This window comes from Arthrobacter sp. UNCCL28 (assembly GCF_900102805.1).
In the GTDB taxonomy this organism is placed as follows: domain Bacteria; phylum Actinomycetota; class Actinomycetes; order Actinomycetales; family Micrococcaceae; genus Arthrobacter; species Arthrobacter nicotinovorans_A.
Genome location: NZ_FMWE01000014.1, coordinates 21535 through 42847, shown reverse-complemented (window position 1 = coordinate 42847; position 21313 = coordinate 21535). Strand labels below are relative to the sequence as shown.

Annotated in this window: 23 protein-coding genes and 1 riboswitch; of the genes, 7 read left to right on the top strand and 16 right to left on the bottom strand. The window is 63.1% G+C overall.

The window, feature by feature from the left end:
* Positions 1-161: 161 nt before the first annotated feature.
* Positions 162-259, bottom strand: a riboswitch (glycine riboswitch).
* Between the two features lie 93 nt (positions 260-352).
* Positions 353-892 carry a TetR/AcrR family transcriptional regulator gene (locus BLQ01_RS21550; protein WP_026542543.1) on the bottom strand — a complete coding sequence of 180 codons (540 nt, stop codon included), beginning with the start codon at positions 890-892 and terminating at the stop codon, positions 353-355.
* Between the two features lie 73 nt (positions 893-965).
* On the opposite strand from BLQ01_RS21550, the gene BLQ01_RS21545 reads away from it, so the two are divergent.
* Positions 966-2516, top strand: coding sequence for an MFS transporter (locus BLQ01_RS21545; RefSeq protein WP_091554327.1), 1551 nt, complete (start codon positions 966-968; stop codon positions 2514-2516).
* Between the two features lie 77 nt (positions 2517-2593).
* Here BLQ01_RS21545 and BLQ01_RS21540 read toward each other — a convergent pair whose 3' ends face one another.
* On the bottom strand, positions 2594-3253 hold the full coding sequence (locus tag BLQ01_RS21540; protein WP_026542545.1) for a cyclodeaminase/cyclohydrolase family protein: 660 nt from the start codon (positions 3251-3253) through the stop codon (positions 2594-2596).
* A gap of 90 nt (positions 3254-3343) precedes the next feature.
* Between BLQ01_RS21540 and BLQ01_RS21535 the strand changes: the two genes are divergently transcribed.
* Positions 3344-4567, top strand: coding sequence for an amidohydrolase (locus tag BLQ01_RS21535; protein ID WP_091554326.1), 1224 nt, complete (start codon positions 3344-3346; stop codon positions 4565-4567).
* 87 nt (positions 4568-4654) lie between these two features.
* On the opposite strand, the gene BLQ01_RS21530 is transcribed toward BLQ01_RS21535, so the two are convergent.
* A complete protein-coding gene (locus BLQ01_RS21530) occupies positions 4655-4870 on the bottom strand; it encodes a hypothetical protein (protein ID WP_091554323.1) in 216 nt (71 codons plus the stop codon).
* Between the two features lie 114 nt (positions 4871-4984).
* Positions 4985-5983, bottom strand: coding sequence for an NAD(P)/FAD-dependent oxidoreductase (locus BLQ01_RS21525; protein ID WP_091554337.1), 999 nt, complete (start codon positions 5981-5983; stop codon positions 4985-4987).
* Between the two features lie 108 nt (positions 5984-6091).
* Here BLQ01_RS21525 and BLQ01_RS21520 point away from each other — a divergent pair, with 108 nt between their 5' ends.
* Complete coding sequence (locus BLQ01_RS21520; RefSeq protein WP_139183531.1) at positions 6092-6673, top strand: helix-turn-helix domain-containing protein; 582 nt, start codon at positions 6092-6094, stop codon at positions 6671-6673.
* Between the two features lie 18 nt (positions 6674-6691).
* Here BLQ01_RS21520 and BLQ01_RS21515 read toward each other — a convergent pair whose 3' ends face one another.
* Positions 6692-6994, bottom strand: a complete 303-nt coding sequence (locus tag BLQ01_RS21515) for a helix-turn-helix domain-containing protein (RefSeq protein ID WP_091554318.1) — start codon at positions 6992-6994, stop codon at positions 6692-6694.
* 68 nt (positions 6995-7062) lie between these two features.
* Between BLQ01_RS21515 and map the strand changes: the two genes are divergently transcribed.
* The 4 genes from map (at position 7063) to BLQ01_RS21495 (ending at position 11698) form a co-directional block, all read left to right on the top strand.
* Positions 7063-7842, top strand: coding sequence for a type I methionyl aminopeptidase (map, locus tag BLQ01_RS21510; RefSeq protein WP_026542551.1), 780 nt, complete (start codon positions 7063-7065; stop codon positions 7840-7842).
* Between the two features lie 254 nt (positions 7843-8096).
* Positions 8097-9113, top strand: a complete 1017-nt coding sequence (locus BLQ01_RS21505) for a nitrilase-related carbon-nitrogen hydrolase (RefSeq protein WP_091554315.1) — start codon at positions 8097-8099, stop codon at positions 9111-9113.
* Positions 9110-10135 (top strand): agmatine deiminase family protein, encoded by a 1026-nt coding sequence (locus tag BLQ01_RS21500; RefSeq protein ID WP_091554314.1) that lies wholly within the window; start codon positions 9110-9112, stop codon positions 10133-10135. The genes BLQ01_RS21505 and BLQ01_RS21500 overlap by 4 nt, the downstream gene beginning before the upstream one ends.
* A gap of 12 nt (positions 10136-10147) precedes the next feature.
* Positions 10148-11698 carry an APC family permease gene (locus BLQ01_RS21495; RefSeq protein ID WP_091554311.1) on the top strand — a complete coding sequence of 517 codons (1551 nt, stop codon included), beginning with the start codon at positions 10148-10150 and terminating at the stop codon, positions 11696-11698.
* 109 nt (positions 11699-11807) lie between these two features.
* Here the strand turns inward: BLQ01_RS21495 and BLQ01_RS21490 are convergent, their stop codons facing one another.
* The 11 genes from BLQ01_RS21490 to BLQ01_RS21440 form a co-directional block, all read right to left on the bottom strand.
* Entirely contained in the window at positions 11808-12353 is a 546-nt protein-coding gene (locus BLQ01_RS21490) for an AMIN-like domain-containing (lipo)protein (protein ID WP_091554308.1), read from the bottom strand.
* 216 nt (positions 12354-12569) lie between these two features.
* On the bottom strand, positions 12570-12872 hold the full coding sequence (locus BLQ01_RS21485) for a DUF4193 domain-containing protein (protein ID WP_026542556.1): 303 nt from the start codon (positions 12870-12872) through the stop codon (positions 12570-12572).
* A gap of 125 nt (positions 12873-12997) precedes the next feature.
* Positions 12998-13201 carry a hypothetical protein gene (locus tag BLQ01_RS21480; RefSeq protein ID WP_091554306.1) on the bottom strand — a complete coding sequence of 68 codons (204 nt, stop codon included), beginning with the start codon at positions 13199-13201 and terminating at the stop codon, positions 12998-13000.
* A gap of 64 nt (positions 13202-13265) precedes the next feature.
* Complete coding sequence (lhgO, locus tag BLQ01_RS21475) at positions 13266-14483, bottom strand: L-2-hydroxyglutarate oxidase (RefSeq protein ID WP_091554304.1); 1218 nt, start codon at positions 14481-14483, stop codon at positions 13266-13268.
* Positions 14484-14646: 163 nt separating this feature from the next.
* Positions 14647-15141, bottom strand: coding sequence for a DUF805 domain-containing protein (locus BLQ01_RS21470; RefSeq protein ID WP_026542559.1), 495 nt, complete (start codon positions 15139-15141; stop codon positions 14647-14649).
* A gap of 170 nt (positions 15142-15311) precedes the next feature.
* Positions 15312-15782, bottom strand: coding sequence for a DUF3237 domain-containing protein (locus BLQ01_RS21465; protein WP_091554301.1), 471 nt, complete (start codon positions 15780-15782; stop codon positions 15312-15314).
* Positions 15779-17329: an o-succinylbenzoate--CoA ligase gene (gene menE, locus BLQ01_RS21460; protein ID WP_091554299.1), complete on the bottom strand. Its 1551-nt coding sequence runs from the start codon at positions 17327-17329 to the stop codon at positions 15779-15781. The genes BLQ01_RS21465 and menE overlap by 4 nt, the downstream gene beginning before the upstream one ends.
* A gap of 12 nt (positions 17330-17341) precedes the next feature.
* Entirely contained in the window at positions 17342-18667 is a 1326-nt protein-coding gene (locus BLQ01_RS21455) for an MFS transporter (RefSeq protein ID WP_091554297.1), read from the bottom strand.
* A gap of 32 nt (positions 18668-18699) precedes the next feature.
* Positions 18700-19155: a MaoC family dehydratase gene (locus tag BLQ01_RS21450; RefSeq protein ID WP_026542563.1), complete on the bottom strand. Its 456-nt coding sequence runs from the start codon at positions 19153-19155 to the stop codon at positions 18700-18702.
* Positions 19156-19186: 31 nt separating this feature from the next.
* A complete protein-coding gene (locus BLQ01_RS21445; protein ID WP_091554295.1) occupies positions 19187-20419 on the bottom strand; it encodes an acyl-CoA dehydrogenase family protein in 1233 nt (410 codons plus the stop codon).
* A gap of 1 nt (position 20420) precedes the next feature.
* Positions 20421-21311 (bottom strand): amidohydrolase family protein, encoded by an 891-nt coding sequence (locus tag BLQ01_RS21440; protein ID WP_026542565.1) that lies wholly within the window; start codon positions 21309-21311, stop codon positions 20421-20423.
* Positions 21312-21313 lie beyond the last annotated feature (2 nt).

Genomic DNA, 21313 nt, shown 5'->3' with positions numbered 1-21313 from the left:
GGCGGCGTTTGGGTACGCCACAGCGGCTGGGTTCCTCCCCGCTCTGTATTGGACCTGAGAGTTTCCGCGGGTTGCGTGAACAACCATCGCTTGCACCGTCGGTGAGCACAGCGCCCATCCACCCTGAGGTGTGCTGAGTGCCTGCTGCTTTCCAGAGTTGCCTTGCCGCGGCGGTGCGTGGGCCTGAGAGATTCCTGGGGAGGGTTTGCTCCTACGGCGCCTGCATCACTTGCTTGCAGGACTCTCCCGCCGCAGATCAAAGGCATGTTCAGTTGTAGGTGGGCACCTTGTTGGGCACGCCACAAGAGTTAATTGTCCTACGCGCCGGGCTCTGCAGCAAATGGATGAATCACTACTTCCGCAGCCGCTCCAGGACCCCGAGCAGGATTTCGACGTCGGCCTCCCGCCCGGCGTTGCCGCCTTCCTGGCCGCCTTCAAAGATGGCATTGAAATAGAGGCCGTCGCCCATATAGCTGACGGCCTTGGCAACCTCCGGTCCGACGTCTTCGGCCAGCACGTCCAGCCAGCGCTGCTGGATGGCGGCGAACCGGCGGCGGGTTTCCTCGTGGGCCACTTCAGCCAGGCGGGTGGCAGCGACGAAGGCCCTGTCCATGGGGGTATCTGCCCAGAGCGATGACCGGATGAAGTAGGCAGCCGAACCATCGGGTGCTGCCTTCATTAGTTCAGTGTCTTCATCGGCGAGTAAGTCCAGGCGTTCCAACAGTGCCGTGATCAGCGCTTCCTTGTTGGGGAAGTGGTAGAGCAGCCCACCTTTGGATACCCCGGCACGTTTGGCAACGGCGTCGAGGGTGGCAGCCCTCTCCCCTACCTCTATAAGGAGGGCTTCAAAGGCATCCAGGACCGCGTCCCGGGCAACTGGTTTTCGTGGCATGTGTCCATCATTCCCTAAAGGCTCATGGGGCTGGTCAGTTGAAACTATACCGTCTGGACGGTACAGTAGTGGAATGTTCTCGCCGTCCCCAACCCAAGCACCCCGTTCCGCTGATCCCGTTAAGGGCCAGGCAGCACCGTGGCGCGACTGGACGGCTCTGGCACTCCTGATGTTTCCGGTGCTGCTGGTGGCCGTCGACAACACCGCGCTCACCTTTGCCCTGCCCGAAATTGCCCGCTCCCTGGACGTCGGCGGCGTCCAATTGCTCTGGATCGTTGACGCCTACCCGCTGGTTCTTGCCGCGTTGCTGGTATCCATGGGCAACCTCGGCGACAGGATCGGACGACGGCGGCTGCTGCTGATCGGCAGCACGGGCTTCGCGGCGGTTTCGGCTGCTACAGCTTTCGCGCCTTCGGCTGAGTGGCTCATTGCAGGACGCGCCGGCCTTGGCGTCTTCGGCGCCATGCTGATGCCCTCAACGCTGTCCTTGATCCGGAACATCTTCGCCGATCCCAACCGGCGCCGGCTTGCCATCGCTGTCTGGGCTGCCGGTTTCTCCGGTGGTGCCGCCCTTGGACCCATCTTCGGCGGTTGGTTGGTAGAGCACTTCTGGTGGGGTGCGGTCTTCCTCGTGGCCGCTTTCCTGCTCCTGCCGCTTCTTGTTTTCGGCAGGGCACTCATTCCGGAATCCAAGGACGCCAATCCCGGCCGCGTGGACGTGGCCAGCATTGTCCTTTCCGTGGTCACCATGGCTCCGTTCGTCTACGGCATCAAGGAATTCGCAGTCCACGGCTTCGGGGCGTCCGCGGCCGCATTCATGGGCTTCGGCCTGGTGATGGGCATTCTGTTTGTGCGTCGCCAGCAGCGGATCGAGAACCCCATGCTGGACGTTGCCCTGTTCAATAACAAGGTCTTCAGCACTGCAATCGTGGCGAACGTCCTGTCGCTCTTCTCCATGACAGGCTTCATCTACTTCTTCGCCCAGCACCTGCAGCTTGTTGAGGGTCAGTCACCAATGGAAGCCGGAATCGCCATGATTCCCGCCCTCCTGGCAACAGTCATCGCCGGCCTGCTGGTGGTGCCGCTGGTCAGGCGTGTCCGCCCCGGATACGTGGTGGCCGCCGGCCTGACACTCAGCGCCGTGGGCTACTTGATTGTGATGGTGGGCGACCACGGCAGCGGCCCCGTCTTCCTGCTGTCCGCCCTGACGGTCCTCGCAATCGGCGTGGGCGCAGCGGAAACCATTTCCAATGACCTCATCCTGGCTTCCGTTCCGGCAGATAAGTCCGGCGCCGCCTCGGCAATCTCCGAGACCGGCTACGAACTGGGTTCGCTCCTGGGAACGGCTGTTCTCGGATCCATCCTCACCGCTTCCTATCAGCACAACCTCGTGATTCCGGACGGCGTTTCCCCGCAGGCAGCCGGGAAGTCCAGCGAAACCCTTGCCGGCGCCGTGGATGCGGCCGCAGCCCTTCCGGCACCTTTGTCGGAGGCCCTGACGGTCGCCGCCCGGACGGCTTTCGAGTCCGGCGTCCACATCACTGCGGCGATTGGGCTGGTATTGATGGCCGGCGCGGCAGTGCTCGCCGCCGTCGTACTCCGGCGTGTGCCGAAGGCACAGTAGTGGCTCAGTAAGGACACAGCGCCGTTGTGAGGCCCGCTCTGCGTGGTTCCGGAGGGATTTAGCACGCAGAGCGGGCCTCACAACGCTTCGGTTGGTGCCGCCTTTTTGTCGACGCCGGCAGTCAGGTCATCGATCCTGTCGAGGGCGTCGCTGAGCCTGCTGACCGTGCTCCATAGCTCTGGGTGCTGCTCCTTGACTTCCTCGAGCGCGGTTCCGGCGGAGGTCAGGGAGGCGAGGTCGAAACTTACGTTGGTTCGGGCTCCGCTGATGGCTGCACGGAGGGCTCCGAAGCCGACCACGACGTCGGCGATCAACGCAGGATTGCCGTGGGAAGCGAGCCAGCCGAGGTCTTCAATGGCGTGGATGGCCCGCTCGCCCAGGACCGCCGAGGCCTTGGCAGCATCAACGGAGGCCTGGTGGATAGCGTCGTCGCGCTCCGGCCCGGGATCCAGGCGGAAGGCGGCGCCGAAGGCGTTGGAGGCGGAAGAGTCGTCGTCGGCCAATTGCAGGGCATCTTCACGCAGTTCACGGGCACGGGCATGGATGCCCGAGAGCTTTTCGTGCTGGTCCTCCCCGGCCTCGGTGTATCCGGCCACCATGGAGGTCAGGGAAGCGGCGATGGAGAGCATGACTCCTGTCCCGGCGCCACCGCCCGGCGAGCCGGTGGATTCGGCCAGCGCTTTGGTCCATTCCTCAACAGTGGATTGCTGCGTCGTGGCTGCTTGGGAATCATTCATGCCATCCAGTGTGCCGGGGCTTCCCAGGCTTTGCATCTTCAGGCTGGATACACTGGCCAGACCTAGGCGTCGAATGAAAAGGGCAGACTCATGACCATTGACCTCGAAGAGCTGTACAAAGACCTGCACGCCCATCCCGAGTTGTCCTTCCAAGAGACCCGGACAGCCGGGATTGCAGCGGGGCATCTGGAAGACCTTGGCTTCACTGTCCACCGAAACATCGGAAAAACCGGCGTGGTCGGCGTTCTGGAAAACGGACCCGGACCGGTAGTGATGCTCAGGGCAGACATGGATGCACTGCCTGTCAAGGAAGCAACCGGCCTGGACTATGCAAGCACGGCCATGGGTGTTGACCATGAGGGCAAGGACATGCCGGTCATGCACGCTTGCGGCCATGACGTACACGTCAGTTGCCTGGTTGGCGCGGTGGAGGTTTTGGTCGCGCAACGTGATCAGTGGCAGGGCACCCTGGTGGCCCTCTTCCAGCCAGCCGAGGAGTGGGGTGGCGGGGCCGAAACCATGGTGGCCGATGGCCTGTACGACGCCGTGCCCAAACCCGACGTCGTCCTGGGCCAGCACGTAGCACCCTTCCCCGCCGGCTGGTTCGGAATCCGGCCCGGTGTCACCATGGCATCCGCCGATTCCCTCAACATCACCCTCCACGGGCGCGGCGGTCACGGTTCACGCCCGGAGACCACTGTTGACCCGGTGCTGATGGCTGCGGCAACCACCGTCCGGCTGCAGGGCATTGTTGCCCGTGAGCTGGCAGCGAGTGATTCCGCGGTGGTGACCGTGGGGCAGATCCACTCGGGGACCAAGAACAACATCATTCCCGAAACAGCAACTTTGGGCCTCAGCGTCCGCACCTTCAGCAATGACACCCGGGATAAGATCCTCGGTTCCATCGAGCGCATTGCCGCGGGAGAATCCAAGGCATCCGGGGCACCCAAGGACCCCGAGATTCAGTTTGAAGAGCACTTTCCGCTGACCGTCAACGATCAGGCTGCCACCGAAAGGGTGGCTGCGGCCTTCAAGGCAAAGTTTGGCGAAACACAGATCATTGACCCCGGCCCTGTCTCCGGAAGCGAAGACGTGGGCGCCTTGGCCAAGGCCGCCGGTGCTCCCCTGGTTTTCTGGTTCCTTGGTGGTGCCGAGCCTGCCTTGTTCAAGGAATTTGCAACAACAGGGCGCCTTCCCGAAGATATTCCTTCGAATCACTCACCGTATTTTGCGCCCATTATCCAGCCGACCCTGACGCGGGGAACGGAAGCCCTGGTGACGGCGGCCCGGGAATTCCTGGCTGCCAGCACCTAGGCCTTCAGCCAGCCAGCCCGACACCAGTGAAGGCGCAGCAAGCGCAACGCCTTCACTGGTATTTCCTTGGTGCGGTCCGGTCCCTGCCTAGACTTTCTCGCTGATGCGGTTCGTCGTCGGTTCGGAAACCTCGGAATCCCTGCGACGGCGGGCCAGGAAAGTCCACAGCGTTCCCTCTGTCCGCGGACGGCTCTCCCCGGTAACTTCAGGTGCTTTTTCCGGCTCGGACGTGTGCGTCTCGGGCTTGCGCGCGGAGTCTTTCTTCGTGCGCCGCTCGAAGTCGTCGTAGTACGCGTAACACATACCCAACCTCCTTCAACAGCTGTCCTTCCATCGTCCTCCGGCAAGGCCCGCACGTCGATGGTTTTGTGCTTTGTGATCGGCCGGCTCAACGTGCGTCACGGCCGGATCCAGGAACTAGCGGGACAGGACCGCGTGCCGCGCTTCCCGGACAGCCAGGGTGGTCTCCTCCATCATGAGATCGGCGTTGATGGCCGCGCCCGCCATGACACCCGCAGCCGCGGAGGCCATCAATTGTCCCGTGAGGTCCGTGACGTTACCAGCTGCCCAGACGCCGGGCACTGATGTCGCCCCACCCATTGGGGCGGCTTCAACATGGGTCCCGACGCCCATCGCGTGCTCCACCGTGGGAACGCCCAAAGACTCAAGCACGCCGGACCTTGCCTCCAACCGCGGGCCGGTGACTACGGCGTCCACCGGAATCACCGTTCCCGAGGCCAGGACAACGCCGCTCAAGGCGTCATTGCTGACTTCCAAGGCCTGGACTTTCCCGTCCACCACAGTGATGGAACGGGCAGCCAATTGCTCCCATTGTTCTTCCGTCGGTTCCACCACATCGTTGAGGAACAAGGTGATGTTGGAACTCCACTGGCGGAACAGCAACGCCTGGTGCAACGCCATGGGCACCGAGCCCAGGATTCCGATCGCTTTGTTCCGGACTTCCCAGCCGTGGCAGTAAGGGCAGTGGAGAACGTCGCGCCCCCACCGTTCCCGGATCCCCGCGATCTCCGGCAGGATGTCAATCAGCCCGGTGGTGACCAGCACGCGGCGCGCTTTTACTGTCCGGCCATCGGCCAGGTCCACCTCAAAGGCGGGCCCGCCGCCAGCGGTGGAATCCGGCGTCGAACGTGCCTCTACAGCAGTGCCGGACATGATGTCGGCTCCGTACCCGACGGCCTCGGACCGTCCCAAGTCCAGCAGCTCCTTGGGATTGATACCGTCCCGGGAAAGGAATCCGTGAACCCCGGCGGCCGGGGCGTTCCTTGGCTCGCCGGCGTCGATGACCACGACCGACCGCAGCGCCCTGCCCAGCGTCACGGCGGCACTTAACCCAGCTGCGCCACCTCCGATCACCACGACGTCGTACTCCGACACTCCACTGTTCATTGCGTCCATTACCGACTGCCTCCATGCGTCTCCTGCGGCCATGCGCCGCTCCTTCCATGGTTGGGCAGGACAGCCGAGAACAGCAAGGAAGTTTGCCAGTATGGCAAAATGAGCGGCATGACAACGGATTTCAGCACAATGCTCGACGCCGTCGGCCCTCGCTTGCGTGCCATGCGAACCCAACGCAACGTGACCCTGGCGGAGGCTTCGGAAGCTACCGGCATTTCTGTCAGCACGCTTTCCAGGCTGGAATCGGGCCAACGTAAACCAACACTGGAGCTTCTCCTCCCCATCGCGCGGTTGCATCAGGTCCCCTTGGAAGAACTCATCGATGCCCCGGAAACCGGCGATCCCCGGATCCACCTGAAGCCGCACGTTCATGAGTGGGGCACCGCACTTCCCCTGACCCGGCGCCCGGGCGGCATCCAGGCGTTCAAAATGGTGCTGAAAAGCGGCACTGGAAAAGAAATACCGCAGCCCCAATCCCATGAGGGCTATGACTGGATGTACATACTCAACGGCAAGCTGCGGCTGGTACTGGGCGGCAACGACTTTGTCCTGAAACCAGGCGAGGTTGCCGAATTTGATACCCGGACTCCACATTGGTTCGCCAGCGCCACATCAGAGCCGGTTGAACTCCTTACCCTGTTCGGCCAGCAAGGCGAGCGCCTTCACGTGCGCGCACGGCCCAAGCGATAGGTCGCGCACGCGCTGAGGCTAGGAAGCGAGCCATTCCCGGGAGTGGCGCCGGGATACTGCCGGGTCGGCACCGAGCTCGGTGCGGTTGATTTCAGCCCAGACGTCATCGAGGGAGAGTCCGAGGACATCAGCAATGGCGGCAACGGTGGGGAAAGCCGGCGTCGCCACCCGGCCGGACTCGATCTTACGGAGCGTCTCGGGCGAGACCCGGGCATCCAAGGCCGTCTCCAACATGGAGCGTTCACCCCGGGCGCGCCGCAGAAGGGCGCCGAGACGTTGTCCTCGCTCGGCCTCTGCGGGTGTAAGGGGCAACCTGACCATGGCTCCAATTGTAATACCGGGATAATATGGCCGGGATAGTTATTGGTCGCCCCATGAAAGGCCCCCGCATGATTGAGATCCTGAGCCGTCCGGAGCTAAGCCGCGCCAAGGAGGCCGGCGCCCTGGTCGCCAACATTCTGCACACGCTGAAGGGCCGGGCAACGGTGGGCACAAATCTGCTGGACATCGACAAGTGGGCCAAGTCCATGATCCTCGAGGCCGGAGCGGTGTCCTGCTACGTCGACTATGCGCCCTCCTTCGGCCGCGGACCGTTCGGCCACTACATCTGCACCGGGGTAAACGACGCCGTCCTGCACGGCCTCCCCCGGGATTACGCCTTGGCTGACGGCGATCTGCTGACCCTCGACCTGGCTGTCTCCAAGAACGGAATCGCCGCAGACTCCGCCATCAGCTTCATTGTGGGCGAGTCCAAACCTGCGGAGAGTGTGGCAATGATTGAAGCCACTGAACGAGCCTTGCGGGCAGGCATAGAGGCTGCCCGTCCCGGCGCACGCATCGGCGACCTCTCCTACGCCATCGGCTCGGTCCTCAGTGAGGCCGGCTACCCCGTCAATACCGAGTTCGGTGGGCACGGCATTGGCTCCACCATGCACCAGGAGCCCCACGTGCCGAACATGGGCCGCCCCGGCCGCGGGTACAAGCTCCGGCCCGGACTGCTGCTCGCCCTTGAGCCGTGGGTCATGGCCGATACGGCACAACTTGTGACCGACGCCGACGGCTGGACCCTCCGCAGCGTCACCGGTTGCCGCACCGCCCACACCGAGCACACCATCGCCATCACCGACGGAGCAGCTGAGATCCTTACCCTGCCAACCCTGGCGCCCTAACCCGCGAGCCCCGCCCCGCCCGGCCGAGCCCGCGAGCCCGAGCCCGCCACAGCCCACCCCACCGAGCCTCCACTTCACCCCCATGTTGACCACAAACATGGGGGTGAACTGCTATCTCGGGGCTGAACCCCAAGCCACACCCGGTCATAAATGAAAGGCATTCACTTAACCCCTTGCGCTCAGCAGTGACTCGCGCCATACTAAATGAACGCTATTCATTTAGTGACTGTCGTCTCACCGGAGTACATGCCACCATGATTGAAATAACCTGCCTCGAAGCCCCGACTTCCCTGGCCCGCACCGAGCCCTCAACGCGCACCCCCTTGCGGGTAGGCGTTGTCCAGCACCGCTGGCACGCCGACGAGGCCGCTCTCCGCGCCGAACTCACAGAGGGCATCGAGCGTGCTGCCAAGCTGGGAGCCACCGTTGTTTTCCTGCCTGAGCTGACCCTCTCCCGCTACCCCGCGGACACCCGCCCGGAGAACAATCCGGCTGCAGGCATCCGCCCCTCGGACATCACCGAGGACCTCCTCACAGGGCCCACCTTCACCTTTGCTGCTGAAGCGGCCAGGAAGTACGGCGTCTCAGTGCACGCCTCGCTTTACCAGCGGGCCGAAAACCCGGACGGCAGCGATGACGGCCTGGGCCTGAACACCGCCATCCTGGTGAACCCCGCAGGCGAACTGGTGGCTCGCACCCACAAACTGCACATCCCTGTAACCGCCGGCTACTACGAGGACAAGTTCTTCCGCAAGGGTCCGGAAGCAGAGGACGCTTATGCGGTCCACGCTCCGGCCGAACTGGGGGGAGCGCGCCTGGGCATGCCTACCTGCTGGGACGAATGGTTCCCGGAACTTGCCCGCCTGTACTCCCTGGGCGGCGCCGAAATCCTGGTCTACCCCACGGCCATCGGATCCGAACCGGACCACCCCGATTTCGACACGCAGCCCTTGTGGCAGCAGGTGATCGTGGGCAACGGCATTGCCAACGGACTGTTCATGATCGCCCCCAACCGCTACGGCAACGAGGGCACCTTGAACTTCTACGGTTCATCCTTCATCTCCGATCCCTACGGCCGTATCCTGGCCCAGGCACCCCGCGACGAATCAGCTGTCCTGGTGGCAGACCTGGACCTCGACCAGCGCAAGGATTGGCTGACGCTGTTCCCCTTCCTGGCAACCCGCCGCCCGGAAACCTACGCGCGCCTCACCGAACCGGTGGACCCCAACGCCCCGCTCGGCGCAGCACAAGCACAAGCAGTCTCCGCATGAGCGCCTGGCGCATGCCCTCCGAAACGGCTCCCCAGGACCGTGTCTGGATGGCCTTCCCCACCGGTGGCTACACCTTGGGCGATACCGAAGAAGAAGCGCACGCCGCCCGCTCCACCTGGGCAGCTGTAGCCAACGCCATCCTTGAGTTCGAGCCTGTCACCATGGTGGTAGCGCCCGACGACGTCGAAACGGCCTCGCGCTACCTGGACCCCCGCGTTGAGGTACTCACCGCCGAACTCAACGATGCCTGGATGCGCGACATTGGGCCCTCGTTTGTGCTGGATGCAAACAACCAGCTCGGTGCCGTGGACTGGATCTTCAACGGCTGGGGCGGCCAGGACTGGGCTGCGTGGGACAAAGACTCCCTGATGGCCGCAAACGTGACCGAACGTGCCGGCGCCACCCACCTCCCCTCCGGGATCGTGAACGAGGGCGGCGGAATCCAGGTCGATGGCGAGGGCACAGTCCTGGTCACCGAGACCGTGCAGCTGGATCAGGGCCGGAACCCCGGACTGACCAAAGCCGACATCGAAGAAGAGCTGGCGCGCACCATCGGCGCCACCCACGTAGTGTGGCTGCCCCGCGGCCTCACCCGTGATTCCGAGAAGTTCGGCACCCGTGGACACGTGGACATCGTGGCAGCCATCCCCAGCCCCGGTACGCTGCTGGTCCACTCCCAGCAGAACCCGGAACACCCGGACTACAAGGTCTCCCGGGAAATCATCGACTTCCTGCGCACCACCCACGACGCAGCCGGCAGGGATTGGAACATTATCGAAGTTCCCGCCCCCGAAGCCCTGACCGACGACGAGGGGTTTGTGGACTACAGCTACATCAACCACCTCGTGGTCAATGGCGGCGTCATCGCCTGCAGCTTCAACGACCCCATGGACGAGAAAGCACTCCGCATTCTCGCCGATGCCTACCCCGGCCGCCGCGTGGTCAGTGTTGACGCACGCGAACTCTTCGCCCGGGGTGGCGGAATCCACTGCATCACACAGCAACAGCCTTCGGCCATCTAGAAAGGGCCTCCCATGAGCCAGACAATCCGCGCCGGTGCTTCCAAAAGCACCGCTGACGCCGCAACGTCGCACGACATCAGCGGCAAGGGACTGAAGACGGGGCAGTTGGGGCTCCTCGCCGTCGTCGTTCTTGGCATTTCAACCATCGCCCCGGCGTACACCTTGACGGGCGCGCTTGGCCCCACGGTCAACGAAGTCGGGCTGCAATTGCCCGTGATCTTCCTGATCGGCTTCATTCCGATGATCCTGGTCTCGCTGGCCTACAGGGAACTCAACGCGGATTCCCCGGACAGCGGAACCACGTTCACCTGGGTCACCAAAGCGTTCGGCCCGTGGGTGGGCTGGATGGGCGGTTGGGGCCTCCTCGCGGCCAACATCATTGTCCTGTCCAACCTGGCAGGGGTCGCAGTGGACTTCTTCTACCTCTTCCTGGCCCAGGCAACCGGCTCACCCGAGCTCGCCGACCTCGCCTCCAACAAGCTCTTGAACGTGGCCACCTGCTTCGTTTTCGTGGCCCTGGCAGTGTGGATCAGCTACCGCGGCCTGCACACCACCAAAATTGTCCAGTACGGACTGGTGGGGTTCCAGCTGCTGGTCCTGGGCATCTTTGTGGCCATGGCCTTTGCCAACTGGTCCACGTCCGAGACCGCTGTTCCCTTCAGCTGGGACTGGTTCGACGTCACCAAGATTGAAACCTTTGGCCAGATAGCCGCCGGTATCTCGTTGTCGATCTTCGTGTACTGGGGCTGGGACGTCTGCCTGACCGTGAACGAGGAAACCGCCAACGGCAAGAAGACCGCCGGACTAGCAGGCACGCTCACGGCCATCATTGTGCTGGGCATCTACCTCCTGGTCACCATTGCCACCATGATGTTTGCCGGCGTGGGCGACACAGGCATCGGCCTGAACAACGAGGAAAACCACGCCAACGTCTTTACCGCGCTCGCGTCGCCTGTGATGGGTCCGTTTGCGATCCTCATGTCCCTCGCGGTGCTGTCCAGTTCGGCGGCCTCCCTGCAGTCCACCTTCACCTCGCCCTCGCGCAGCCTGCTGGCCATGGCGCACTACGGCGCCCTGCCTGAACGCTTCAGCCACATGAGCAAGAAGTTTTCGACGCCGGGCTTCGCCACAGTTGCTGCCGGTGTCCTGTCCGCGGGCTTCTATGCAGTGATGCACGTAATCAGCGAGAACGTCCTCAACGACACCATCCTGGCCCTCGGCCTGATGATCTGCTTCTACTACGGGCTGACGGCCATCGCCTGTGCCTGGTACTTCCGTAACAGCGTGCTCGACAATGCCCGGAACTTCTTCCTGCGGCTTGTGTGCCCCCTGGTGGGTGGCGTGGGACTGTTCGTGGTGTTTGTGCAGACCGCCATCGACAGCTGGGCTCCGGAGTTCGGCAGTGGGTCCGAGATCTTCGGCGTAGGGCTGGTGTTCGTCCTCGGCATCGGAATCCTGGCACTGGGTGCCGTGCTGATGCTGATCATGGCCCGCATCCGGCCCGGGTTCTTCCGGGGCGAGACCATCCGGCAAGACACTCCCGCTTTGGTTGTACCTGAGTAGCGCGCTTCCCGAAAACGCTCTTCCCGAAAACGCTGGAAAGCTGCCAGTTCGCCGGAATTTTCCGGCGGACTGGCAGCTTTCCTGGGTTCTGGGCATACCCTCAGCAGGCCTACCAATGATGGGCGACGTCCACTACCAAGCGGGAGCCGCCGTCGGGCCCGTCCAAGGTGAGCACCCTGAACGGAAGCCGGGCACGCACTCCCAGCCCAATGCTGGTGGTGCCCTCAAAGCTGCCGGCATAAACCACCTGCCGGAAGGTCTGGTAACCGGAGACGTCGGAGAGCTCCGCCTTGGCTGCGGGCAGGTAGGTCGGCTGGCTGTACTGGTTGTACGACGGCGCGGTCACTACCACTTGCAGGTCCGCGTCACCGATCACCGGGATGGGGTAGCCCGTGGCGTCCTGGGTGACCACCGGAACATAGCGGACGGAGTAGCCGGCCACTTTGCCCGTCATGTCAATCACCAGGCGGTCGAAACAGGGCTGCTGGCCGGTCCGGACGTTGGTGACATTGGCTGAGCTCATATCAGGGTCGGCCTTGGCCAACGAACCCCAGGCCAACCCGCAGTAAGATGCTGCCGAGGCTGGCCCCGGCGCCGCCAGACCGAGCCCGGCAGCAGCCAGGACCGCTGCCAGGCCCGCTCCAATTTTCCTCATTTTTTGTGCCCCCTTCAGGCGAAGTTGATACTTCAACAGTAGGAGGGCAGGAGGCATTTCGGGCCTGTTGTGGCCGCTTCGGCGCACAACCGTTAAAGGGACAACGGGGTGGTCACGGGACGGGCATTAAGGACGGCTTTTGCGGCCGTTGCAGGGACATTCCAGGGTCTTCGCACCCGTGTTCGTGATCGAAGATAACGGAGACCCTGGCGTGGTTTAGCCTTCGCAGTCCTTGCAGAACTTGAGGCCGTTCTTTTCAAGCGCAATCTGGGAGCGGTGCCGGACCAGGAAACAGGAACCACAGGTGAATTCGTCCGACTGCTCGGGGACAACAATGACGGTCAGTTCTTCGCCGGAAAGATCGGCGCCCGGAAGGTCGATTCCTTCGGCAGTATCGTTCTCTTCGACGTCGATTACTGCAGTCTGTGCAGCGTTGCCACGGGATGCCTGAAGAGCCTCAAGAGATTCAGCGGGAGACTCTTCTTCGGTCTTGCGCGGGGCGTCGTAATCAGTAGCCATTGAGGGTTCGCTTTCGTTGCTGCATGGTGCCTCTTCCGGCACCCAGTGAAGCAGTTTAGGGCATAGTACCCGCGATCAACGAATAGTGTGCCCAACGCAACATTGTGCAGCTTCGACAGCAATCCCTATGGCTCTGAGGGCACCTTCAGGGCGTGGGACTGGATGGCCTGGGCGCCGGCCACTGTCACCCCGCTCAGCGCAGGCAGCCACGCCAGGTGGTGCTCTTCGGCGGCTTCCCCTTCTGCGCAATCCAGGACATAGGCGGCTTCGATCCACGCCAAAAATCCAGTGCCGATGCGGGTTGCCAGCGAGGCCAGTGAAGCGATCATGCGGCAACGGTATCCAGCCCTGATGTGGGGGCCATTTCTGCCGCGTCACGGGCATGTTAACTCCTCAGTCCTGCAGCGCCTGCTCCACGATGTACTCCGCAATGGCCATCGACGACGTAGCCCCCGGCGATGGCGCGTTGCGCACCAAAACGGTGTCCCGGCGTCGTGCAATCACGAAGTCGTCCACCAGTGAACCGTCGCCGTTCATGGCCTGGGCCCGCACGCCACGGGTGCCGGGCAGGATGCTTGCCCCTTCCAAGGAGGGCACAAAGCGCATCGCTTCCCGGATGAATTTTTTCCGGCTCACTACCGTCTGGAATTCGCGGGCAGCCGACGGCACGTTCTGTCGGGCAAAATTCCAGAACCCCGGGAAGAGCGCGTAGTTGGCGACATCCCGCAACGCCACCTGGTTCCAGGCATAGGACTCCCGCCCGAAAGAGATAAAAGCGTTCGGGCCGAGCATCATTTCCCCGTCAATGCGCTTGGTCAGATGCACGCCCAGGAAAGGATGCCGGGGGTCCGGGACAGGGTAGATGAGGCCGCGCACCTGATCCCGGGCTTCCTTGCCCAGCAAGTAGTACTGCCCAAAGAACGGCACGATCCGTGGGTTCGACGGCTCCCCGGTGGCCGCGGCCAACCGGTCCGACTGCAGTCCGGCACAAGCCACCACCAGGTCATAGTGTTCCCCGCCGTCCTTCGTACTGACCAGCACGCCGCTGCCCTGCTGTTCAAGTGAGATGACTTCCTGCCCCAAGCGGATGGTCCCACCCTGGCTTCTGACGTCGTCGGCGAGCGCGTTGGTGATGGCCGTGTAGTCGACGATCGCCGTTTCCGGGGAGTGCAAGGCGGAAAGTCCGACGGCGTTCGGCTCCACCTCGCGTATCTGCCCGCCGCTGAGCATTCGTACGCCGGGGACACCGTTGGCCGTGGCCCTGGCGAAGATGGCGTCCAAGCGCTTGGATTCCCCGGGGGTCTGGGCGATGACCAGCTTGCCGCACGCCTCATAGGGAAGGTTTTTGGTGGCGCAGAATTCCTGGAGCAACTCCACTCCCCTGCGGCACAGCCTTGCCTTCAGGCCACCGGGCTCGTAGTACAGGCCGGCGTGGACCACCCCGGAGTTGTGCCCGGTCTGGTGAGCTGCGAGCCGGTCTTCTTTCTCGTATACAGTCACGTGGACGTCTCCGAGCCTGCGGCCCAACTCCCTGGCTACTGCAATGCCGATGATGCCGCCGCCCACCACGGCGCAACGCCTGATGGTCCTGTTGCGTGGAGGGTTGGGCATGGCACTCCTCGTCTTTGGGGCTGGTCCATCGTTGCGTGGGTCCGTGTCAGTCTCAGCATGTCACGGTGGTCCTTTTGCGGCACGAAAGTCACGGCAAAGGGCATGAAAAAGGGCGGCACACGTGGTGCCGCCCTTTTTCTTATGGAACGTGGTGCGTGGCTGACTAGGCAGTCGGCTGGTCAAAACGCTGGCCGGCCGGGTTGGACGGCAGGAGAGCGAAGATGAAGAGCGCAATGCCGCCCAGGCCCGGAATAAGGCCAATCAGGACGAGCCAACCACTGAAGTTGCCGTCGTGGAGACGACGAACCAGCAGTGCGATGGACGGGATGAGGATCGCCAGGTAAAAGACGAACGCCAGAATAAGGCCTACAACGGAGCCCGGACCTGGAGTGGCCGTCCCGCTTGCGGAAACGGTGGCCCCGGCGCTGCCAAGTACCAGGGTGAGGATCTGCAGGACGAAGCCCACTACGCCCAGAACCAGTGCCACCCACCAGTATTCACTGCGGCTGGCGCGGCCGCTGAACGCGGTGTACTTCTTGAAGAAACGCTTAACAGCGGCACCGATGGGAGCGCCGTAGTACGGTGCCCACAGCGGCGGTTCGCCGGTCTGGGCGGCGTAGGGCTGGGTCTGCTGCGGTTGTTGCGGGTAAGTGCTCATTGGTATATCCCCCGGGTTAGGTGTGAGTCGATGAGTGCGTGTTGCTCGGAGTGAGTCGTGCCTTATCGTAATGCCCCGGAGGCGAATTAGGCAGTTCGATGGAGGAAATTTACCCGGATTTAGCTTGGTAACGGATTATGTCGGCCGGTAGCCGCCTCTCAGATCTTTAGCTACCCGACAGTAAAGACATCGATTTCCACCGAACCAAGCCTTCGGCGCCCGGTTCCGAGAGTGACTACCCTGTTCAACCATGCCAGTTCCGGAGCGGCGGTGGAAAACCGTGGGGTGCAGCGGAAATAGATCAATGCCGGGTCTACGTCCTCACCGCGGTTGAGCCTGTCGAGGTCTTCCGCCGCTCCGGAACGAAGCGCCTGGTTGTGGACGTAGACCATGGCTCCATCCTCAAGTTCCACAACGTACCTGGCGTCCAGCTCGGTCAGCCCGGCGTCGCGCTGGACCTGGTAATCGGCCCCCGCCGGCAGCACCTTTCCTTGAAGGCGTGGTCCGGACACGGTTCCTCCCACGATGGGAATGACCCGCCGTTGCCCTTCCGGGGTCATCCCGACCTCCAGCGCCGGGCCCACTTTGACATTGAGGGTGGCGAAGAACGTCAGCGCAGGGGCTTCGGGCAAGCCGGTCACAGTGCGTACTGCTTCCGAAGGTCCATCTTGCGGATCTTGCCGCTGGCGGTGCGTGGCATCTCCTCGACGAACACCACTGATTTAGGGATTTTGTACCGGGCCAGCCGGCCTTCCAGGTGCGAGCGCAGTTGGTCCTCGCTCAGGGAACCGCCGTCCCGCAAGGTGACGATAGCCCGGGGTACTTCGCCCCATTTCTCGTCGGCAACGCCGATCACCGCCACACTTCCCACTGCGGGCAGCTCAGCGATGGCTGCCTCCACCTCAGCCGGGTAGATGTTCTCGCCGCCGGAAATGATCATGTCCTTAAGGCGGTCGGATACGAACAGGAATCCCTCGTGGTCCTGATGGCCCATGTCTCCGGACCGGAACCATGAGGAATCGGCGTGGCTCTCCGCGGTGGCCTCCGGACGGTTCCAGTACTCCTTGATGACGTTGGGTCCGGAGATCTGGATCTCCCCCACCTCGCCAACTGCAGCCATTCCGCCCATCGGATCGACGATCCGCACATCGGTGAAAAAGTGCGGCAGCCCGGCTGATCCGGCCTTCTCCTTGGAACGCGATACCGGCAGCATCGTAGCCCCGGGCGCCGTTTCGGTCATGCCATAGCAGCTGGTGAATCCGATACCACGGGCTTCGTAGGCCTCCAGCACCCTGGCCGGAACCGCGGAACCGCCGCAGGTGAGCTTGTCCAGGGACGTCAGGTCCGCCGTCGACCATCCTGGGTGGTCGCAGAGCATCTGGAAGGTGGTGGGCACACCGTTGAGGGTAGTGACCCTATGCAGGCCCACCAGCTCCAGCACCCGGCCGGCGTCGAACTTGGCTTCAAGCACCACCGTTGCGCCCTTGAGCAGCATGGGCAGGAGGCCCATGTCCAGGGAAGCAACATGGAAGAGCGGTGAAATCATCAGCGCCACGTCGTTGCGGTTCAGGTCCATGTCCACCACGGTGTTGATGCAGTTCCAGGTGATGTTGCCGTGGGTCAGCAGCGCACCCTTGGGCTTGCCGGTGGTGCCGGAGGTGTAGAGGATCATGGCACCGTCCTCCAGCGTTACCGTCTCATCGAGCGGCGCGGCGGACGCTGCCGCCATTACTTCCCCATAGTGCTCGACGCCGGACGGCAGCTTTAGCGCGGAACCGTCAGTGTCGTCGTCGGGCGCCACCACCAGACGGTGGGTTACCAGTGTCTCCTTCACCGATGCGGAGGCTATGGCGTCCAGGGCCGCGGCGTTGACCAGGAGCCGCGCGCCGGAGTCCTGCAACTGGAACTGGAGTTCCGGGGCGGCGAGCCGGGTGTTGAGCGGGACAAAGATGGCGCCCACCAGCCCGCAGGCAAAAAAGGTCTCCACGAAGGACGGGTGATTCTCGCCGAGGTAAGCCACCCTGTCCCCCTTGGCTACTCCCCTGTCCTTGAGGGCGTTGGCCAAATGGTCGGTCCGTTCGGCGAGCGCTGCGTAGCTCAGGGTTTGCCCGCCGGAGATGAGGGCCGTTGCGGCCCCGGACTTGATGCGGCGGCGGTGCAGCCAGGATCCAACTCCGTTGTTGTCCATGGTGCGCAACTCCTAACTGACCGTTGAGAGGTCGTTGTTCTTAGACTCCCGCGTCAGCAGGATGAAGACAATCGAGACCAGCGACATGACGGAGAGGAACACCACCACGGGCACGATGCTCTGGCCTGCGTCCTTGTACAGTCCGGCCACGATCCCGGGGGTGAAGCCTGCACCGATCAGTGTTGCCAACTGGTAACCGACCGCTGCACCGGTGTAGCGGTTGGTGGTGCCGAACTGCTCGGAGACAAAGGCGGCGAGGGGTCCGTAGAGGGAGGAGTGCAGGATCAGTGCCACCGTGAAGGCCAGGAAGACCAATGCGATGTTGCCGGAGCTGAGCATTCCGAACATCGGGAACAGGTAAAGGATGAACAGCGCCAAGCCGGTGACCATGACCGGGCGTCGGCCGAGGCGATCGGACAGGCGGCCTCCCAGGAGCACGAACAGGATGGAGATGGCCGAGGCTCCGGCGAACGCGTAGAGAACTCCTTGCTGGGGTGCGCCCTTGGATACCGCGTACGTTACGGCGAAGGTCGGCAGGACCACTTGGAGGCCGAACCCGGCCGCACCGGCAAACATGATCATGACCAGTGCTTTGGGGCGCTTCAGGACTTCGAGAAGCGGGATCTTGCGCTTGGTGCCCTGGGCGCTTTCCTTGGCCACAGCTTCGGCAAAGATGGGGCTCTCAGAGACCCGCAGCCTCACGAACATGCCCACGATCAGCAGCACAAAGGACAACAGGAACGGCACGCGCCAACCCCAGGCCAGGAAGGCGTCCTGGGGAAGTGCGGAGAAGATGCCCATGACTACGGTGCCAAGGACGGCGCCCGTAGGTGCACCGGCATTGACGAACGAGGCTGCGAATCCGCGCCGCTTGGGATCCGAATGTTCCAGGGCCATCAACGCGGCCCCGCCCCATTCACCGCCCACGGCGATTCCTTGGCAGACACGCAGGACCACCAGGATCACCGCACCCCAGGGACCAATGACGTTGGCTCCTGGAATCAGGCCTATCAGCGTCGAGGCAATGCCCATCATGGCCATGGACACGATGAGCATGCCCTTGCGGCCGATTCTGTCACCGAAATGGCCGAAGATGATGCCGCCCAGTGGGCGGGCCACGTAGCCTGCCGCGAACGTGGCGTACGCGGCTACTACTCCCACCCATTCGTCAGTGCCGGCGAAGAAGACTTTCGGGAAGGCGACTGCTGCCGCTGTTGCGTAGAGCAGGAAGTCGTAGAACTCTATGGTGCTGCCCAAATAGCTGGACATGATGACCGTGCGCGCTTCTTTGCGTTTGGCGGCCGTGCTCGACGGGGCGAGCGCAGTGTGTCCTGACATGGCTGTTCCTTGGGAGATGAGGGACGGGATTCTTACTTGTAGAAACGGGCGAGGAATTCGGCGACGACGGCGGGGCGTTCCTGGCCTTCGATTTCGATGGTGGCGTTGACCTTGATTTGGGCGCCGCCTTTGACTTCGGTGACCTCGGCGATGCTGCCGTTCATGCGGACTTTGGAGCCGACCTTGACGGGCGAGGTGAAGCGGACTTTGTCCAGGCCGTAGTTGACCTTGGTGGTGACCCCGTCCACGTCGAAGAGTTCGCCCCAGAACGGGATGATCAGGGACAGGGTGAGGAAGCCGTGCGCAATCGGGGCTCCGAAGGGTCCATCCTTGGCGCGCTCGGGGTCAACGTGGATCCACTGCTGATCGTCCGTGGCATCGGCGAACAGGTTGATTTGCTGCTGGGTGATTTCGCGGTAATCGGTGGTGCCGAGGTCCTTGCCGGACATGGTGAGCAAGGTGTCGAAATCGACGACGAGATTGGGCATCTTTGCCTCCTGTTGATTGGTTTGAAAAGCGTTAGCTGGTGAAAGCGCCGGCGCCGGTGAGGGCGCGGCCGATGATGAGGGCGTTGATTTCGTGGGTGCCCTCGTAGGAATAGACGGCTTCGGCGTCAGCGTGGAAACGCCCGACGTCGGCGGCCAGGGTAATGCCGTTTCCGCCCACCACTTCGCGTGCCAGGGCGACGGTTTCGCGCATCATCAGGGACGTCTGCATTTTGGCCAGCGCCGAGTCCTGGTCCCGGTAGATCCCCCAGCCCTGCTGCTCGGTCAGCCGTACCACCAGCGAAAGCGACGCGGTGACGTTTCCCAGCATCCGGGCCAGTTTCTCCTGGACCAGCTGGAACGACCCCAGGGACCGGCCGAACTGCTGCCGTTCCTTGACGTACGCCAGGGCGGCTTCGAACGCGCCGGCCTGGATGCCGGTGGCGATCCAGGCAACGTCCGAGCGCATCGCCCGCAGCATCGCGGCGACGTCCTTGAACGAGTTCACGTTATGCAGGCGCATGGTGTCCGGGACCCGGACATTATCAAGGGTGATGTGGGCGTTCTGCATCATCCGCAGCGAGGTCTTGCCGTGGATTTTCTCCAAGGACACCCCTTCGGCGGTACGGTCCACCAGGAACGCTTTGACCTGACCGTCCGCGACGTCGCGGGCGAACACGCACAGCACATCCGCTGTGGAGGCTCCACCGATCCACCTCTTGGCGCCGTCCAAAACCCATGTTCCGCCGTCGGGGTTGGTTCCGGTACCCGGTTCGAACCGGGCGGTGGTGGCAAGGCCGCCGGCGATGTCCGAGCCGTGTTCGGGCTCAGTCAGGGAGAAGACGCCCTTGAGGGAGAAGTCGATGACGCGGGGCATCCACTCCTTTTGCTGTTCCTCCGAGGCACCAACCCGGATCGCGGTCCTGAACAGCCCAGCCTGCGCGGTGTACCAGGTAGCCAGTGACGCGTCAGTTCGGGCCAGTTCGAAGATCCGGAAGCCGTGGAAGACACCCCTCGCCGGTGCATCGACTGTGAGATCGGCCGGTTCCATCAAGTCCAGGTCGATCAATGGACGGGCCAGTTGCTCCGGAAATTCGCCGCGTTCCCAGTACTCGGCCAGCAACGGCTTCGCCTCGGCGGTCAGGAACGTCCGAAGCCGGCCCAGGACCTTGCGCTCTTCGGTGGTGAGGAGTGCTTCGGCGTCGTACCAGTCCGCCACTGAATACAACCGCTGATCCGTCTCTGTTGCTGCCGTCGTCGTGGTCATTTCAGCCTCCGAGTCCGAGGAGGCGGACGGCGTTGTCCTTGAGGATCTTTGGCCGGACTTCGTCCTTCAACGGCAGGTCAGCGAAAGCACCCAACCATTTCTGCGGGGTGATCAGCGGGAAGTCCGTGCCGAACAGCACCTTGTCCTGCAAGACCGAATTCGAGGCCTTCACCAGCGACTCCGGGAAGTACTTCGGCGACCATCCGGACAGGTCGATGAAGACGTTGGATTTGTGCGTCGCGATCGAATTTGCCTCATCCTGCCACGGCACCGAGGGGTGGGCCATGATGATCTGCAGTCCCGGGAAATCCGCGGCTACGGCATCGAGCAGCAACGGGTTGGAGTACGCGAGCTTAATTCCGTATCCGCCGGGAAGGCCCGCGCCCATGCCGTTCTGGCCGGTGTGGAAAATACACGGCAGCCCCAACTCCTGCAGCGTTTCCCAGAGCGGGTAGAACTGCTCATTGGATGGGTCGAACCCTTGCAGGGAAGGGTGGAACTTGAACCCCCGGGCACCAAGCTCTACTGCCTGGTGCTTGGCCCCGGCGATCGCGTCCTCCCCCGTCCTGGGGTCAACACTGCCGAACGGGATCAGCACATCGTTGTTGCGTGCCGCCCCGGCAATCAGCTCCGGGATGCTGTTGGGTTCGTGCTTGAGCTGCGTCCGGGCGTCCACGGTGAAGACGACGGCGGCCATGTTCAGTTCCCGGTACAGCTCGGCGATCCTGTCCAGCGACGGTGTCCGGTCCTCGGCCTTGAAATACTTCGCCGAGGCCTCCGTCAGCGCGTCCGGGAGCGAGCCGTGTCCACAGCTGTCCACCTCGAGGTGGACATGCATGTCAATGGCGTCCAACGCCGAAGCATCGATGCCCAACTCATAACGGTCAGCCATGA

Excerpts from the sequence above, each read along its gene's own strand:
- BLQ01_RS21550 (WP_026542543.1), bottom strand. The coding sequence starts at position 892 with ATGCCACGAAAACCAGTTGCCCGGGACGCGGTCCTGGATGCCTTTGAA.
- BLQ01_RS21545 (WP_091554327.1), top strand. The coding sequence starts at position 966 with ATGTTCTCGCCGTCCCCAACCCAAGCACCCCGTTCCGCTGATCCCGTT.
- BLQ01_RS21540 (WP_026542545.1), bottom strand. The coding sequence starts at position 3,253 with ATGAATGATTCCCAAGCAGCCACGACGCAGCAATCCACTGTTGAGGAA.
- BLQ01_RS21535 (WP_091554326.1), top strand. The coding sequence starts at position 3,344 with ATGACCATTGACCTCGAAGAGCTGTACAAAGACCTGCACGCCCATCCC.
- BLQ01_RS21530 (WP_091554323.1), bottom strand. The coding sequence starts at position 4,870 with ATGTGTTACGCGTACTACGACGACTTCGAGCGGCGCACGAAGAAAGAC.
- BLQ01_RS21525 (WP_091554337.1), bottom strand. The coding sequence starts at position 5,983 with ATGGACGCAATGAACAGTGGAGTGTCGGAGTACGACGTCGTGGTGATC.
- BLQ01_RS21520 (WP_139183531.1), top strand. The coding sequence starts at position 6,092 with ATGACAACGGATTTCAGCACAATGCTCGACGCCGTCGGCCCTCGCTTG.
- BLQ01_RS21515 (WP_091554318.1), bottom strand. The coding sequence starts at position 6,994 with ATGGTCAGGTTGCCCCTTACACCCGCAGAGGCCGAGCGAGGACAACGT.
- map (WP_026542551.1), top strand. The coding sequence starts at position 7,063 with ATGATTGAGATCCTGAGCCGTCCGGAGCTAAGCCGCGCCAAGGAGGCC.
- BLQ01_RS21505 (WP_091554315.1), top strand. The coding sequence starts at position 8,097 with ATGATTGAAATAACCTGCCTCGAAGCCCCGACTTCCCTGGCCCGCACC.
- BLQ01_RS21500 (WP_091554314.1), top strand. The coding sequence starts at position 9,110 with ATGAGCGCCTGGCGCATGCCCTCCGAAACGGCTCCCCAGGACCGTGTC.
- BLQ01_RS21495 (WP_091554311.1), top strand. The coding sequence starts at position 10,148 with ATGAGCCAGACAATCCGCGCCGGTGCTTCCAAAAGCACCGCTGACGCC.
- BLQ01_RS21490 (WP_091554308.1), bottom strand. The coding sequence starts at position 12,353 with ATGAGGAAAATTGGAGCGGGCCTGGCAGCGGTCCTGGCTGCTGCCGGG.
- BLQ01_RS21485 (WP_026542556.1), bottom strand. The coding sequence starts at position 12,872 with ATGGCTACTGATTACGACGCCCCGCGCAAGACCGAAGAAGAGTCTCCC.
- BLQ01_RS21480 (WP_091554306.1), bottom strand. The coding sequence starts at position 13,201 with ATGATCGCTTCACTGGCCTCGCTGGCAACCCGCATCGGCACTGGATTT.
- lhgO (WP_091554304.1), bottom strand. The coding sequence starts at position 14,483 with ATGCCCAACCCTCCACGCAACAGGACCATCAGGCGTTGCGCCGTGGTG.
- BLQ01_RS21470 (WP_026542559.1), bottom strand. The coding sequence starts at position 15,141 with ATGAGCACTTACCCGCAACAACCGCAGCAGACCCAGCCCTACGCCGCC.
- menE (WP_091554299.1), bottom strand. The coding sequence starts at position 17,329 with ATGGACAACAACGGAGTTGGATCCTGGCTGCACCGCCGCCGCATCAAG.
- BLQ01_RS21455 (WP_091554297.1), bottom strand. The coding sequence starts at position 18,667 with ATGTCAGGACACACTGCGCTCGCCCCGTCGAGCACGGCCGCCAAACGC.
- BLQ01_RS21450 (WP_026542563.1), bottom strand. The coding sequence starts at position 19,155 with ATGCCCAATCTCGTCGTCGATTTCGACACCTTGCTCACCATGTCCGGC.
- BLQ01_RS21445 (WP_091554295.1), bottom strand. The coding sequence starts at position 20,419 with ATGACCACGACGACGGCAGCAACAGAGACGGATCAGCGGTTGTATTCA.
- BLQ01_RS21440 (WP_026542565.1), bottom strand. The coding sequence starts at position 21,311 with ATGGCTGACCGTTATGAGTTGGGCATCGATGCTTCGGCGTTGGACGCC.